The organism is Alishewanella sp. HL-SH05, from assembly GCF_052655985.1.
In genome coordinates, this window is the sequence record NZ_CP199753.1 from 2194006 (window position 1) to 2209911 (window position 15906).

Below are 15906 nucleotides of genomic sequence, written 5' to 3' on the forward strand. Positions count from 1 at the left end.
CTTTACCTGTTAATGACAACTTTCACCGGTTGGTTGAGCAATTAAAAGAACTGGGGGCAGAGGCAACTCACCTAGCATCCAAAAACGAAAACTACCGGCAATTTATCGAGCGTTTTCCCGCAAAGAAACTGTCATCGCTAACGCTGGATGAGTACTGTATTGGAAAAGGCACGGGCGATTCATTTTGTTGGTGGTTAGAACGAGGCCTTGAACCCGCATTGGGCCGCTATATGCCCGGTACATCACGTGGGCACATCATTTATTTTCAGCCAAATGGTGACGTTTATAAGCATAAGGCGCTGAGTAATTTAAGTGATAGCGAGGCATTGGCTTACACCTTAAAGATTCAGGCAGAAATTGCTAAGGCTGCTGACGATGAAGATTGGCGGTGGGTGGATGATGATGATGAGCTTTATAAGCGTGCAGGGGTAACTGATCGCCTGGTAACTATCGGTCATGGTCGTAAGCTTCGTATATTATCTGCTTATCATCCTGATAATGTAGTGCCTATAAGCTCGTCTGCTCATTTGGGGCATTTTCTGATGCAGTTAGGGTTTCCAAAAGATGAGTTGCCATCTGAAAAGCAGCCTGTCTCCAGAATGTTGTTACTGCGTGATTATTGGAAGATAGCGTGTCAAATAGTTCCAAATCTCACGCTGACAGGATTTATGCATGGGCTTTATTCTTCAAATTTAGGGTTGGCGCCTACTAAGGATATGACCATAGACAATGAATTACACATTATACTCACTGATGGTGCTATTCAAAATGGTTATGTCAGTATCCCTAAAAATCAGAGGTTGTTTCCGCAAGAGTACATTGCCGATCATGAGTCATCGGACTCCAAGCAATTTGTTTTAAAACTGCCGGATAACTCACAAATAACTACTTGTCTTTTATCTAATAGAAACAGAATTAAAGCCCGATTTAATAGCTTGTTCAAGCGTTTGCAACTTACAAGTGGTGAGCAGTTGGTGTTGTGTCGTTTAGATGAAGGAGTTTTTGAAATGCGAGTTAGTCATGAAGACAGCGATTATGACGCAGGTAAAGACGCTGCTGTTGTTTCAGTCGCACCGACAAACAAAGAAAGATCTCCCCTTAATCAGATCCTTTATGGCCCACCAGGCACGGGTAAAACTTACGAAACAATTAGAACTGCACTTGCCATTTTGGAGCCGGAAGCAGTTGCTCACTATGATAAAGCGTTACGCTCTAGCTCAACGCAAGAAGAAAAATTGAGTGCGCGTGAGGCTTTGAAAGCGCGATTTGATCGGTTGCATCATGATAACTACATTCAGTTTGTTACTTTTCACCAGAGCTTTAGTTACGAAGATTTCGTTGAAGGCATCCGAGCTGAAGCAGATGAAGCCACTAAGCAAATTCAGTATCAGGTCGTGGATGGGGTATTCAAAAGCCTGTGTGAATTGGCTGATGTGAAGGTGACTAAACAAGCTGAAGCGCCAGTCGATTTAACCGGCCGCAAAGTATGGAAAATGTCATTAGGCAATACCTTAGGCAGCGACGCGGGCATTTATGATGAGTGTATTGAAAATGACTATATATTGCTGGGATACGGTTACTTGCTAGATTTTACCGCGTGTAAAGGCAAAGCAGAGATCCAAGCGTTGTTTGAAAAAAGTGGGGTTAACTTAAAAGGCAACAACGACTACAACTTAACCAGTTTAACAACCTTTATTACTAAGATGAAAGTTGGAGACTTAGTTATTGTTAGCGATGGCAACTTTAAGTTTCGTGCTATTGGTGAAATTACCGGTGATTACGAATATCAGGCGCATCGGGATGAATACGATACCTATACACAATTAAGAAAAGTGAATTGGTTGCGCCAATTCACGCCATCACTTCCACATTCAGAGTTACTCAATGGCCAGTTTAGCCAAATGACGTTGTACGAACTGAAGAAACAAAGCTTGGATCAAGCTAAGTTGTCGGTATTGTTGGGGAAATCGCTGCCAAACACTAAAAATAATGCCCGAGTGTTGATTATTGATGAGATCAATCGAGGCAATATTTCACGAATTTTAGGCGAGTTAATTTCGTTAATCGAACCAAGCAAGCGAGCAGGTGCAAGTGAAGAGCTTGAGGTAACATTACCATACTCCAAAAAACGCTTTAAGGTTCCAAGTAACCTTTACATCATCGGGACCATGAACACGGCCGACCGCTCGCTGGCAGGGTTAGATTTAGCCCTGCGCCGCCGCTTTACCTTTGTCGAAATGCCACCTAAACCTGAGCTTTTAAATGAGGTTGATATTAAGGGTATTAATATTGGCGAAATGCTGCGGGTAATGAATCAGCGTATTACCGCATTGCTGGATCGCGACCACTGTATTGGCCATGCCTACTTTATGCCGCTGTTGGATAACCCAAGCATTGACCTGCTTGCTGATATATTTGCGCAAAACATACTGCCACTGTTGCAAGAGTACTTCTTTGAAGACTGGCAGCGTATATGTTGGGTACTTAATGATCAAAGTAAAGAAAACGATAATTTAGAGTTTGTCAGGAAAGTTAAAGGATTGAATAGTCAGGTGCTATTTCCAAAAGTGACAAACTTTAAAATGCGTGATTGTTGGGAGATCAACCATGGTGCATTGTTGCAACCTGAAGCCTATCGCTTAATTTACCAAGATCAAACGGAGCAGGCAGAGTAATGCAGCCGGTAGTGGTGCGTGAGTACGCGCGATTAACCACAGCCAAACTTGCGATAAACACGCTGGATGAAGCGCATATCTCGCTGTCGGCGTTTAGCTGGCTGGTTAAGCTGGGGCAGCAGTTTAAAGCTAATGGTTTGCAGCTGCTTGAGCTGGATGATTTGCAATGGTTACGGCTAGATAACTATGTTGGCGTTTTGGAGTCGCCCTGCGGCCAGGTAATTGAAATATTGCCTAAGCACCGGGTAGAAGGCGAGTGCAAACAAAGCGCTCGCAAGCTGCTGCGTAAGCTTATTTTAAATGCCATGCAGTTAAAGCAGCGCGAAACCCAACATGCCGATATAGAACGCTTCGATGCGCCATTGCCCGAGTGGTTAATGCGGCAGTTTTTATCGGAACTGGATAGCCTGGTGAAACGCGGCTTGCGCTTTGATTACCAACGGGTAGAAGAGCAGCAGCGTTATTTGCGTGGTCAGCTGGATGTGGTTAAGCAGCTGAGGCAACCACCGGGCAGAGAGCATGTGTTTAATATTCGCCATGACATTTTTACTGCTAACCGCGCCGAAAACCGCCTGCTAAAAGCCGCGCTTATTCGCATATGCAAAACCACACAAGATAATGAAAACTGGCGGCTGGCGCACGAGCTGCAAAGCATGCTGCATGAACTGCCGGAAGCCACGGATATAGCCGCCGATTTTAACGCCTGGCGCAATGACCGCTTAATGGCGCATTACCAGGCAGTTAAACCCTGGTGCGAGTTTGTACTTAGTCAGCATGTACCGCTAGCGGTGCAGGGTGAGTGGCGCGGTATAAGTATGTTATTCCCCATGGAGCGGCTGTTTGAAAGTTATGTGGCGACAGAGTTGAGCCATGCTGCTGCCTTGTTACCTGACATTAAAGGCGCAGTGGATACCCAGCTTGCTACACGCTATTTGTGCTCCCATCAGAATAAAGCGTTCTTTCTGCTTCGGCCAGACTTGCAGCTAACATTGGGCGCAACCCGCTGGATTTTAGACACCAAATGGAAGCTGTTAAACGCTGAGGATCGGGAAAATAAGTATGGCCTTAGTCAGCAAGATTTTTACCAATTGTTTGCCTATGGCCAGTATTACCTTGGCGGCAAAGGCACCTTAGTGCTGATTTATCCTGCTTGGCATAAATTCCCGGCAAATACCAAATTGGCTGCATTTAGTTTTAATGACGACTTGAAATTGTTGGTTCTACCATTTGATTTAGAAGCGGATAATGCTGCTGAACACTTGATTTTACTGTTACAACAAGGTATCAAACATAACTTACAACAGGTTAGCTGATTTAGGGACGCAGCATGACAGAAGACCAGTTAGAACAGGAAGTACTACAGTGGTTAGCAGAGGTGGGTTATACGCCGGTTAATGGCTATGACATTGCCCCTGATGGGCCTGCTGCCGAACGTGCCGACTATGTTCAGCCGTTACTGCTACAACGCCTGAAAACAGCGATTGCGCGTTTAAACCCAAATATTCCCCTCGTGGCCCGTGATGATGCCATAGCTCAGCTAAAAGAGTTGGGCATACCTGCGTTGTTATCGGCAAACCGGCGTTTTCATAATCTGTTGATCAATGGCATCCCGGTACAATACCAAAAAGACGGCGACACCCGTGGTGATTTTGTAAAGCTAATCGACTGGGAAAACAGCGCGGGTAATAACGAGTTTTTAGCCGTTAACCAATTCACCCTTAAGGGCCCCAAATATAGCCGCCGGCCAGACATTATTTTGTTTGTTAATGGTTTACCGCTGGTGCTAATAGAGCTGAAAAACCCGGCAGATGTCAACGCGAACATTTGGAAAGCGTACGATCAAATACAAACCTATAAAGAGCAAATACCCGATGTATTTCAGTACAACGAAATACTGGTGATCAGTGACGGCTCAGAAGCGCGAATGGGGTCGTTATCAGCGAACTCAGAGCGTTATATGCAATGGCGCACCATTGATGGCGTAAACCTTGATCCCCTCGGCCAGTTTAACGAATTAGAAACCATGGTGCGCGGTGTATTTGCCCCAGCGTACTTACTGGATTACCTGCGCTTCTTTGTGTTGTTTGAAGATGACGGCACCTTGGTAAAAAAGATTGCCGGTTACCACCAGTTTCATGCGGTGCGCTCGGCTATTGGGCAAGTAGTAACGGCATCGCGCCAAGATGTGCAGGTGAGCAAAAAAGGTAAGGGCGGGGTGGTATGGCACACCCAGGGTAGTGGTAAAAGCATTACCATGACCTGCTTTGCGGCGCGCGTGATGCGTGAAGCGGCAATGGAAAACCCCACCATTGTGGTGATCACTGACCGTAATGACTTAGACGGCCAGCTGTTTGGCGTGTTTTCGCTGGCGCAAGATTTACTGCGTGAGCAACCGGTACAGGTAGACACGCGGCAAGACTTACGCGAAAAACTCAGTAACCGGCCCTCGGGCGGTATTGTTTTTGCAACCATCCAGAAATTTGCGCCCGGCGCGGATGAAGATAAATTCCCGGTGCTGTCTACTCGACATAACATCGTGGTGATTGCCGATGAGGCCCACCGTACACAGTATGGATTTGAAGCCAAATTAAAAGAAAAGACCCGGCAGCTTGAAGCCGCTGAGCCGAAAGAGACATACAACGTTTATCAGGTTGGCTATGCCCAGCATTTGCGTGACGCGCTACCGAATGCCACCTTTGTAGCTTTTACTGGCACACCGGTATCAGGAGAAGATCGCGACACCCGTGCGGTGTTTGGCGATTACATTCATATCTATGATATGCAGCAGGCGAAAGATGATGGTGCCACCGTCGCGATTTACTATGAATCGCGTTTAGCGAAGCTAAGTTTAAAGCAAGATCAGCTACCGCAGATTGACGATGATGTAGATGAGTTAGCTGAAGATGAAGAAGAAGATCAGCAAAGCAAATTAAAAAGTAAGTGGGCGGCATTAGAGCGTATTGTTGGCGCGGCACCGCGCATCAAACAAGTGGCGCAAGATTTAGTGGCACACTTTGAAGAGCGCAACAAAGCACAGCAAGGTAAAGCCATGGTGGTCGCCATGAGCCGCGAGATCTGTGTGCATTTGTATAATGAAATTATTGCGCTGCGCCCAGACTGGCACAACGATGACCCAGAGCTGGGTGCCATTAAAGTGATTATGACCGGTTCAGCCAGCGATAAAGCCCTGCTTAGGCCACACATATACCCTAAACAAGTGAAAAAACGCATGGAGAAGCGCTTTAAAGATCCTAAAGATCCGCTGCAGTTAGTGATAGTGCGTGACATGTGGCTAACCGGCTTTGATGCGCCCTGTGTGCATACGCTTTATGTCGATAAGCCCATGAAAGGCCACAACCTGATGCAGGCCATCGCTAGGGTAAACCGCGTGTTCAAAGACAAACAAGGCGGTCTTGTGGTGGATTACATCGGTATTGCCAACGAGCTTAAAGCCGCACTTAAAGAATACACCGCTAGTAACGGCCGAGGAAAACCCACGGTTGATGCGGCAGAGGCTTGGGCAGTATTAGAAGAAAAGCTCGATGTACTGCATGGCATGTTGCACGGCTTTGACTATAGCGATTTTGCCAGCAATAGTCATAAGCTGATTGCTTGCGCGGCAAACCATATACTAGGCGTTAAAGACGGTAAAAAGCGTTTTGCCGATACCGCGTTAGCCATGAGTAAGGCGTTTAGCTTGTGTTGTACCCTAGATGAAGCTAAAGCCGTGCGCGAAGAAGTCGCGTTTTTGCAAGCAGTTAAGGTGCTACTAACCAAGCGCGACATCACGGCCAAAAAGCGTAGCGATGATGAAAAAGAACAAGCCATTCGGCAGATCATTGGCCAGGCGATTGTATCCGATGAGGTGGTCGACATCTTTGATGCAGTAGGTTTAGAGAAACCCAACATCGGCCTGCTGGATGACGAGTTTTTAGCCGAGGTGCGCAACCTACCAGAGAAAAACCTTGCCGTAGAGTTGCTAGAGCGTTTGTTAGAAGGAGAGATTAAAACCCGCTTCGCCAGCAATGTGATCCAACAGAAGAAGTTCTCCGAGCTATTAAGCAACGTAGTCACCCGCTACCAGAACCGCAGCATAGAAACCGCGCAGGTCATGGAAGAGCTGGTAGAAATGGCGAAGAAGTTTCGCGAAGCAGCCAAGCGCGGCGAAGAGTTAGGCCTGACGGATGACGAAGTAAAGTTTTATGACGCTTTGGTAAACAACCAAGCAGCGGTATTGGAGCTGGGCGATGAAACCTTAAAGAAAATCGCTCACGAGCTAACCGACAACTTGCGCAAAAACATTAGCATCGACTGGAGCAAACGCGAAAGCGTGCGCGCAAGCCTGCGGCTGATGGTGAAGCGCATTCTACGCAAATACAAATACCCACCCGATCAAGCCGAAGAAGCCATACAGCTAGTGCTGCAGCAAGCAGAGGCGTTAGGGGAGGAGTGGGTTTAATCAAACTTGTTTAGTGAAGAAATTACGACTTGTTGAGTTGTGGTGTACATACGCTAAGCGGATATAAATATTAATCATTATAGAGAGTAGTTTTAATGTCAGCTGAACGCTTTTTTATACGTTCTGTGCAATGGTTTTGTTGGGTAGCTTTGAATATATTAATGCTTGGTTTCGCCTTTTCTGCCGTCGCTTTTCTAGGTTGGCTAGTGTTTGAAGAGGACTTAGCTGTTAGCTCCTTGTCTGTGTACGAAGGTGTGTTTTTTATATTATTACTTGTTGTTTTAAAACGCAGTTGGGTACTACATAGCTCTTCAGGTAATAGTTTTGGTACTTACCTATATAGTATGTTTTTTAATCTTGCTATATGGGGTGTGTTTGCAGTTTTTGTGAAAATGCTCTTAGAAAAACAAACAAGTTATTCTGTTAATTCTGTGTTTGCTGATTTGGCATTTTTAGCCAGCTTCTTAATGGTGATTTATATTTCAGCCAATCTAACACCGATGGTTAGTGTTGATGCAAAACATGCTTCTAATGTTAATGTTGATGTTGATAATAATCAGCATAAAGAACCAGTCGAAAATGTATCTGCTATGAAAATGGAATCTGAAGCTAAAGGAGAAGCAGGAGATGCTAAATAGGTATTTTGTTGTAATGTTGTTTTTAATATTTCCTGCAACTGCAACTGCAACTGCGTTAGCAAAAGCTGATTTTGAAAAAAAATTGATTGCTAGTTGCAGTGAGGCTGTCAGCCTGTTTGCTTCATCGGATGATAAAAAACGTGTGGACATGAAATTAACGCTAAATCAGGCATTTTCAACATCAAATACCGAAGCTCTTCAGATGGGTTATTGCAAAGGTGTAATTGATGCCATTATGCAATTAGAGTCTTACTGCAGTTACGATGACTGGTATCCAGTCGCAGAGCGGATTGTGAATAAAGGAGCCGGAAGAGAAAATTTGATTGAGTATATTAAAAATGAGTGTAGATAATGGTGAGCGGTCTCCCGCAGAATGGGTAGCTCATCTTTTTAAATTAAAGCTATCCCAACACAAGTACCTTAAAGACAAGTTAACCTCACTATTGCGCAATCGTGTTGTTTTAACAAAAGAGATTTTAGAGCCAGGGCGAAAAACGATGAATATCTTAATCCCTGAGTCTCAAAGATGTGCGCTTCGTAATGCGGTGTTATTAAATGGCTTTATTGACGATCCCGCCAAGGTAAATAGGGTATTCAACGATATTAATTATCGGCATGACATTGCAAATCTGCTGGTTAAACTCTTTGCTGGAAATAATGAGTTAACTGATATAACGATTGCTCGAACATCGTTGGATAGTTTTTTTACCATGTTACTATCAAATGACGATTTGAAAGCTGTACAGTTACCCAATCCGTTTAATGTTTTACCTCAGACGGTTTATAACCAAGGCGTGTCGATGATGCAATCGATTATGTTGAAAGGTGTAACCCTAGGTGAAGCTGATGCTATGGCATTGTATTACCTGACGGGTGATATTGAACGTGCACATACTCTAGCGCTTAAATTTAAAGCAAAATCTGAAGGGGCAGAGCTTCTTCGCCAAAAAATAATCAGTGATTATAAGCAGGCTTTGAATTTTCAAAAAAACTTTTCATTTTTTATGAATTAGTACTTTTAAGTGCAATGCACTTTTTCATTATTCCTTTTGTTCAAACAACAAAAGGATAAAACGAATGAAAATGCAAAATGTAGGACCAATCGGAAAAGTTACTGGATCTTGTACTTGGCTTTTTGATGAAGAAAGAAAATGGAGTTTTTTAATTGATTGCGGTATGCAGCAGGGCGAGTTTAGCGAAAAAGACTGGAATCAAGGGCTGTGTTGGCCTTTTAAACCCAGTGAAATCCAGTTTGTCATTTTGACCCATGCTCATATTGATCACTGTGGTCTAATTCCTCTACTCTACAAAAAAGGCTTTAAAGGCAGAGTGATATGTACTAATGAAACTGCCGAAATAGCTCAAATACTATTGAGAGATGCTGTTAAGCTTGGCGCCGCATATTCAAATGCTGACATCAATTCAATTATTTGGACTGAGCCTAAAAAAACACCGCTTTTAGGTGGGTATCATAGTGTTGGTAAGGACCTCTTTTTACGGTTTTTTAGAACAAATCACCTTATAGGTGCTGTTTCGGCAGTGCTGTATTGGGGAAAGCCTATAGTTGGTCAACAGAAAAGTATCGTATTTTCTGGCGATCTTGGTCCTTGTGTTGAAGATCAAGAATACTTGCCCTTTAACCGTCATACAATGATACCTAGTGACAAAGAGCCATTCAATTATGCAGTGATTGAATCGACATATGGCGGTTTAATTCGTGATGCATCCCTAACTTGCCATATGTCACGCCATGCTAAGGTAAAAGAACTATTAGATAAGATACTGTTAACTAAAGGTACGTTGTTACTGCCAGCGTTTTCTTTGGGACGCTCGCAGGAGCTGTTGTTTGATTTACATTGGGTTATAAATTCCGATCCAGAAAAGTATGGTGAGATTGAGATATTGTTAGATTCGCCAACCGCGCGCAAAATCAATCCCATATTTATAAACGCAATGCAGCGCACAGAGGTTGGTGGTAAGGGGCTCAAAAAAGTCAGACCGCTGTGGCTTGGTAAGCAAATGTTCCGCTGGTTTGATTTAGATGGCTCTGAGCCTGCGCATATTGATAAAATGGATGATATTATTCGTCAATGCTTTGGTTTTAAACCAATACACAAATATGATCCAAGCATCGGCAATGAAACATCGAAAAATTGGAGATGTCGGTTAACCTTAGTAGATAATCGAGCTGAATTAATTAATCAATCGCATAAGCCAAGAGTTGTGGTCGCAAGTTCTGGCAGCTGTGATGGCGGTGCTGTTGCACAATGGCTTAGCATGATATTAAAAAGTGAGCGGAATATTGTTGCGTTAACTGGTTACTGCTCGGCAAGCAGTGTTGGTGGCCAATTACATACTTTGTCTGAAATTGAAACTCGCGAACTGAGACGCCACAATGGAGTGTTGAGTTGGGATGGGCAAGCGCAAGATGTTAAAATTCGTGATATTAAGGCTAACATAACTTCCTTGCAGGGGTATTCAGGGCATGCTGATCAGAAGGGACTGTTAAGTTGGTTATTCTGGAAATTTAAGTCTGACGACTGGCGCAAAACCGCCTCAAAAGTATTTATTCAGCATGGTGATGATCGAAATAGAGATAAGTTAGAAAATGCTATTATTGAATTCTCTATTGCTACTGATTGTCCTGTTAAAGTTGTAAAACCAAGCAATTCAAATAATATTTTTGACTTAGGTTGATAATAGCAACGAGCTGACTATTCATTTCACACCCCCAGTAAATAAATCTAACTGGGGGTTCTTTTGAAAGCTAAAAATTTATCTTTTAGCCTTAGCACATAAATTGCATCATCAGCAAATTACCCAATCCCATGCATATTTACTAATAACACAATATCGTAAAATTAAGTTTCCATTTTAAAAAAGATTTATTTTACTAAATGAGAATCCAACTTTATGTAAAATATCTCACTGTCAGCAGGTGCTTTTGCCTAGCACAATCAATATAGCTCATAATGTATATTATGTTAAATTACTTATAGGTGTCTTTAAAGTTCATATCGATTGGCAAAACCATTCTAGTTTTAGAATTGTGTGCAACGATTTTAGAATCGTAAGCCCCGCCACACGTGGCTTACGTGCATGAATTGAGAAATTTGCTGCTATTTTTGCAAATAACATAGCAAGTGAACTTAGTGACGGATCAGCCCTTACAGCTTTTTTAAACCATTTATTAATGCGTCTTTTAATGGTTTCTCAAACAAATAAACCGCAATCGCCTCTTCAGGGTTGGTGCCTCCCGCTTCTTCAGTAAGTTTGGCAAAGTTACCATAATCGTTATCTTCATCTTTATCGTAGCGCCCGAGCCACATTAGTGCACATAACTCCTTTTGCTGAGGATATGAAAGTGATTCTAATGTCTCCAGTAATGCACGGCTTTCGACTGATAAACCTTGTTTGTAGTCTTTTGGTGACCGTTAAGCTTTAACTGCTAAATCGATCAAATCGAAAACTTGAGATTTGGTTAAGTACATTAGATTGCTTGTCGTTGTCATTGTATTCCCTCAGACTGGAGAAAATATTTAATTCAGTTCCTCACCGCTCTTCTGTTCTAATTTAATGTCAAATGCTCGCCATCCCCAGACTCCTCGTTTGTCATTAAAATTAATAACAGCTCTTCCAGTCACAGAGTCATTGTCATTAATGTTATATTTTTTGAGTATTGGAGGTGGAATAAATATCCCTGACAATGTAAAGCCCATGCCATTATTGACTCGAACACTTTCTGAAAAATGCTGCATTACATCTTCAGATGGCTCTTTATTTGAAGTTTTGTGACTTAACACTGTATAGCGTCGACCTTGCTTACTCGTGCGCTCAGCTAGTTTTAATGCAATTGAATCACCGGCGTTATAGTTAGAACAATTGTGATCAAGTTTAATAACACCCTCACACGTTTTATCAACGATAAAATGCAAAACACCTTTATTTCTGTTGATATGATCTATAAGGCCTATACGTTCTGGAATGAACTGCAACAGTGAGCCTGAATCATTTGTCATGAGCGTGTAAACATTAAAACGCCCTTCTGAGTCAAACTCTCCTTTCACTTTAAGCTCACACCCGACAGATAGTTTGTCGAAATCAAAAAGTTTATTAGGAACATTGGTCTGAATGCACTTTTCTTTGGTTAAAACAAAGAGCTCACGTTTAAATTTGCCGGGGTTATCTTTAGTTGAAAAACGCTGTCCCAGCTTTGTAGGAAGCCATGGTAAGTTGAAGTAAAGTAATTCATCCGCTTGCCGAGCATGCTCGTTATACATTGATTTATTAGAAACTGTAGCATCTGTTTGCATATACCATTGGGTCAAAGAATGTTTAATGACCTCATCAGGAACCTTTTGTCCGACACTTTCGCGATAACTTTTAATTGTATTAACTTCAAGCTTGGCTTCTGCAAACCGTTCATTCTTAATTAGGCGTGAAATAAGCTTGAGTCGTACCTTGGATGTAAAGTTAACATCTTCATTACAGATCAATGCTTTACAATAGCAACTAAACGCTGTTGTATCGTCATTTAATGAATACACATCACCAAGTAATTCCCATGCCCAAAATTCACGGGACTTTTCTTTAACGACAATCTCTGCTGACATTCGTGCATCGTCTGCCCTTCCTATGCTTATAAGGATCTGTACCTTTTTCTGGATGAGCCAGATACTATCAGGCAAGCGACTAATCGCCTTTTCCAAGATTGGCAAAAATTGTTTCATCTCCGACGTGTTTTGTTTGCTAATACCGGCTTTTGCAGCTTGTATAAATACCCTTTCAGCTAAACTTAATATGGTAGTGCCATCATTTGTCTTAAAGGGAACAAAATCCTCTTCTCTGAGATTTTCCAATCCCCAGTATCTTGAAAATGCCAACATATCAAAGTTAGTTTCTGATGCGCACTTGTTTGCAATCTGTAGAATCAACGAATGAAGAATGGAAGGTTTATCAACAGTTAACATCAAGTACCACTTTAAGTACTGCTTTATTTTCCCATATATAACAGGGCTTTGCGTCAACAGCTCTTTAGAACGTTTATATAAATCCCACGCTAAACTTGTTACGACGCTCGGTGACGTTTCCCCACTGTCGATTAACTGTTTATAAATAGCAATCGACTGATCGTACTGCCCATTTTTACTTAGTTGGCTTGCCTTACTAATTCTAGAGGCGTTGGGATTACAAATCGATAAAGCGTAATTCTTACCCTTAGATAGCGCTTCATCCAAAGCAGATCCTGTAATTGATTCAAGCTGTTGTTTATAATGATTCAGATATTGTGGGTTATCGCTATGAGCCTCACGTTTTATGAGATCAATCAAGCACCAACCAAACGCTTTTATATCCCATTCATCTGGACTTTGAGAATTCATCAGTTGCAAGGCCATCGAATAGGCCTCATCCAAATTTCCTTCTTTTCTTTTCTCAAAGACCCCTTTACTTGTCACCATTAGGACATTCCTTCGGTGATAAGGTCTGCAATTTCACTAATTAAAGGGCCCTGTGTAGAAAGGCTATTTAGAGGCTCACATCGGGAGAATTGTTTCTTTGACGTGTAGAAAATATTGAAGACGGCTACCTCGTGCCCTCGTGTAAATGTGTATCTTTGGCAATAGTTATATTGCTGTACAGCGGGAGCAGATAACCCTCTATCTGCCGCTAACTCTGTTATTCTTAGATGGAATTGGTTTAAAAAATCTTCACTAAACTGTTCAGATTCATTAGCTTTCCCACTGGTAATTATGCCGGCTTTCAGCCCGGACAAAAACTGCAACAAATCAGTACCTAGCTGGTTAACTTCATTTGATAGTACGTTAGTTATTTTCGACTTACCGCTGTAGTTTATATTTACACGGCAGTGCTCTTCTCCTCGCGTAAAATAGTACACTTCAAGATAGGGTTTATGATCTATGTAATCAATATCAATATCTCGGCCACAAATAGAAGTTCTAACCCTATCAAGAATCCCAAGTAAATTCATGTCAGCTTTTTTTAAGGCACACGACTTAAACATTTCAGGCTTCGATGAATATGGCCTTTTTCTTCGGCTTTATGCTGCAACCAATGGCGATTTACGACTATTTGTTAACTTGCTTGATGATGCAACTGGCTTTCTTACCGTCCCTGAGAGTATGAAACCGATTAATCTCAAAGCACTTGCTAACTCATATAAATTTTTAGTATTGCAAGTCCGTACGACTAAAGTAAATCCATTTACCGCAAGTATTGAAGCGATAGAAACAGAACTGAAGGTTAAGGACTACTTAAAAAATGATAAAAGGGTAGAAACCATTAAAATCGCTGAGGATGCCGCATGAACAATCCTTTACAAACTGTAAGGCTTCCAGCTAAAGGTGAGTCTGCGTTTCATTATTGCGAAGAGATTGCAACGTCTCACGGCTGGGGATCACCAAATGCACTGCTCAAAGCATGTAAGCAGAAACCGTTGAAAAAATGGTTTACTGACAAAGGCTCTGTCAATACCGCAATAGATGTCCATATAGCCCCTTTTGCTAATAAGTCAGCTATTACTGTTGAGAGTTTTGAGTTTCATCAGGATAGTGTTGAGCAATTGCGCATCTGCCCTGACTGCGTCGATGACAAAAAGCCGCATCTTTCTGTGCATCAGATACCGTACATTACGCACTGTACGGTTCATAGCACAGAGTTGGTTGATCATTGCCTTGTGTGCGATGCTGTAGTTTCATCGTCATTACGGTCTGAGTGTCCACATTGTTTAACCTCATTCACGTCTGGGGGTGGTAGCCAACTCCAATATATGCAATGTGCAAACAGCCAAAGTAATCGGTTTCAGTTTTTGCAGAAGTTATCTGCCATAGCAGAACTTATTTTGCGTCCATGGGATCTGCTACAGGAAAACACTGAATGGAAAAAGCTTCGAAACAAGCACATTGTGCTTGCTTTTGAATGTGCTTTTAATTTCGCTTCAGACGAACTCTCGCTCATGGAATATAAAGATTATCTGTACACTCACCATTTGAAAAATCGCATATTGCTTGAGCCAGTGCTGTCAGAAAAGTTGAGTACACTGACAGCCGCTGTTATGAAGTGCCGTGAGCTCTGCGAGCCCAGATTGGCTTTAACGATGGCTGGCATTGATAAACCCAATCTGGAGCTCCTGTCATCCCTCTCAGAAAAAACACTTCCACCAAAACGTTTAAAGTTCTTAAATAATGATCTAAGCAAGCTAGAGCAGCATTGCTCGGGCAAACAGTTAAATAAAGCCTTTGGCTTGGATTTCGTGACCTTAAATGAGCTAATTGAGATGAACATCTGCATTCCAATTAGCAATACTCGTGTACTTAACCATGCGCTATTTTGTTTTAAATCGACGGTTGAACGGATAAATGTCCGGCTGCCGCATTACCAATTCCTTATGGGCGGTGATCAAGTCTGTTTTAGTTATTTGTCTGACGAGGTTCTAAAAGCCTATGCATTGACAAAAGGGGAGATATTTTTAGCCATACTCAAAGGTGAGATTGAAGCAAGGTTTGATCATCAACATCTATTAAAAGGCAGTCGTATATTCATCGAAAAATCATCGTTGCTTGCGTTTATCAACGCCCGACCAGTATTTAATGACCACTTATCAATGGAAGAACTGGCCAATGTTCTTGCCTATCCCGTGGAGGCTATTGGGCAGCTGATCACTATGCATATTGGATTACTTTATGCGAAATACGTAAAAACAGGCCCTAATTTGCTGGACTACGTTACTGTCAACGAATTCATGCGTAATTATATATCGATTAACAGGCTTGCTTGGCTTCACAAATGCACTCCCCAAGAAATATTTAAGCGGCTAAAAATTCAAGGTTATGTGATTCAAACCATATATATGCATAGCGACTATAAGACAAGGAGAGTCTCTTTTGTTAAGAAAGACAACTGCGATCCTGAGGCATTAATCGCTGTGCTCAACACATTTCCTAAAAGACTGATTCAAAAAAGGTGGTACTTACGCGACCCTGATTCAATTTTTGATTGTTTGGAAGAGCATTATCCCTATTTTGATATGGTGGAGGCTTAAAGAACTTCATATGATTTGTGATGGCCTTCCCTCTTCAGATGTAAGCGTAGCAGCAACCACACCTTGCGGTGTGGC

Annotated in this window: 12 protein-coding genes; 9 read left to right on the forward strand and 3 right to left on the reverse strand. The window is 42.3% G+C overall.

Annotation, left to right across the window (positions count from 1 at the left end):
• Positions 1-29: 29 nt before the first annotated feature.
• The 7 genes from ACUJFL_RS10005 (at position 30) to ACUJFL_RS10035 (ending at position 10469) form a co-directional block, all read left to right on the forward strand.
• A complete protein-coding gene (locus tag ACUJFL_RS10005; RefSeq protein ID WP_445427361.1) occupies positions 30-2675 on the forward strand; it encodes an AAA family ATPase in 2646 nt (881 codons plus the stop codon).
• The gene (locus ACUJFL_RS10010) at positions 2675-3988 is read left to right on the forward strand and encodes an McrC family protein (RefSeq protein ID WP_445427362.1); all 1314 of its coding nucleotides are present in this window, start codon (positions 2675-2677) and stop codon (positions 3986-3988) included. The genes ACUJFL_RS10005 and ACUJFL_RS10010 overlap by 1 nt, the downstream gene beginning before the upstream one ends.
• A gap of 14 nt (positions 3989-4002) precedes the next feature.
• A complete protein-coding gene (locus tag ACUJFL_RS10015; RefSeq protein ID WP_445427363.1) occupies positions 4003-7134 on the forward strand; it encodes a type I restriction endonuclease subunit R in 3132 nt (1043 codons plus the stop codon).
• A gap of 95 nt (positions 7135-7229) precedes the next feature.
• Positions 7230-7772, forward strand: coding sequence for a hypothetical protein (locus tag ACUJFL_RS10020; protein ID WP_445427364.1), 543 nt, complete (start codon positions 7230-7232; stop codon positions 7770-7772).
• A gap of 13 nt (positions 7773-7785) precedes the next feature.
• Positions 7786-8124: a hypothetical protein gene (locus tag ACUJFL_RS10025; protein WP_445427365.1), complete on the forward strand. Its 339-nt coding sequence runs from the start codon at positions 7786-7788 to the stop codon at positions 8122-8124.
• The gene (locus ACUJFL_RS10030) at positions 8111-8785 is read left to right on the forward strand and encodes a hypothetical protein (RefSeq protein WP_445427366.1); all 675 of its coding nucleotides are present in this window, start codon (positions 8111-8113) and stop codon (positions 8783-8785) included. The genes ACUJFL_RS10025 and ACUJFL_RS10030 overlap by 14 nt, the downstream gene beginning before the upstream one ends.
• Positions 8786-8849: 64 nt before the next feature.
• Positions 8850-10469: an MBL fold metallo-hydrolase gene (locus ACUJFL_RS10035; RefSeq protein ID WP_445427367.1), complete on the forward strand. Its 1620-nt coding sequence runs from the start codon at positions 8850-8852 to the stop codon at positions 10467-10469.
• Between the two features lie 470 nt (positions 10470-10939).
• Here ACUJFL_RS10035 and ACUJFL_RS10040 read toward each other — a convergent pair whose 3' ends face one another.
• The 3 genes from ACUJFL_RS10040 to ACUJFL_RS10050 all read right to left on the reverse strand — a co-directional run bounded on the left by ACUJFL_RS10040 (position 10940) and on the right by ACUJFL_RS10050 (position 13761).
• On the reverse strand, positions 10940-11155 hold the full coding sequence (locus tag ACUJFL_RS10040; protein ID WP_445429076.1) for a DUF3775 domain-containing protein: 216 nt from the start codon (positions 11153-11155) through the stop codon (positions 10940-10942).
• A 156-nt stretch (positions 11156-11311) separates the two neighbouring features.
• Positions 11312-13231 (reverse strand): DUF7017 domain-containing protein, encoded by a 1920-nt coding sequence (locus ACUJFL_RS10045; protein WP_445427368.1) that lies wholly within the window; start codon positions 13229-13231, stop codon positions 11312-11314.
• Positions 13231-13761: a hypothetical protein gene (locus ACUJFL_RS10050; RefSeq protein ID WP_445427369.1), complete on the reverse strand. Its 531-nt coding sequence runs from the start codon at positions 13759-13761 to the stop codon at positions 13231-13233. Before ACUJFL_RS10050 ends, ACUJFL_RS10045 begins: the two co-directional genes overlap by 1 nt.
• Here ACUJFL_RS10050 and ACUJFL_RS10055 point away from each other — a divergent pair.
• Together ACUJFL_RS10055 and ACUJFL_RS10060 are read left to right on the forward strand one after the other, a co-directional pair.
• On the forward strand, positions 13760-14098 hold the full coding sequence (locus tag ACUJFL_RS10055; protein WP_445427370.1) for a hypothetical protein: 339 nt from the start codon (positions 13760-13762) through the stop codon (positions 14096-14098). The genes ACUJFL_RS10050 and ACUJFL_RS10055 overlap by 2 nt on opposite strands.
• Complete coding sequence (locus tag ACUJFL_RS10060) at positions 14095-15831, forward strand: hypothetical protein (protein ID WP_445427371.1); 1737 nt, start codon at positions 14095-14097, stop codon at positions 15829-15831. Before ACUJFL_RS10055 ends, ACUJFL_RS10060 begins: the two co-directional genes overlap by 4 nt.
• The last annotated feature ends 75 nt before the right edge of the window (positions 15832-15906 follow it).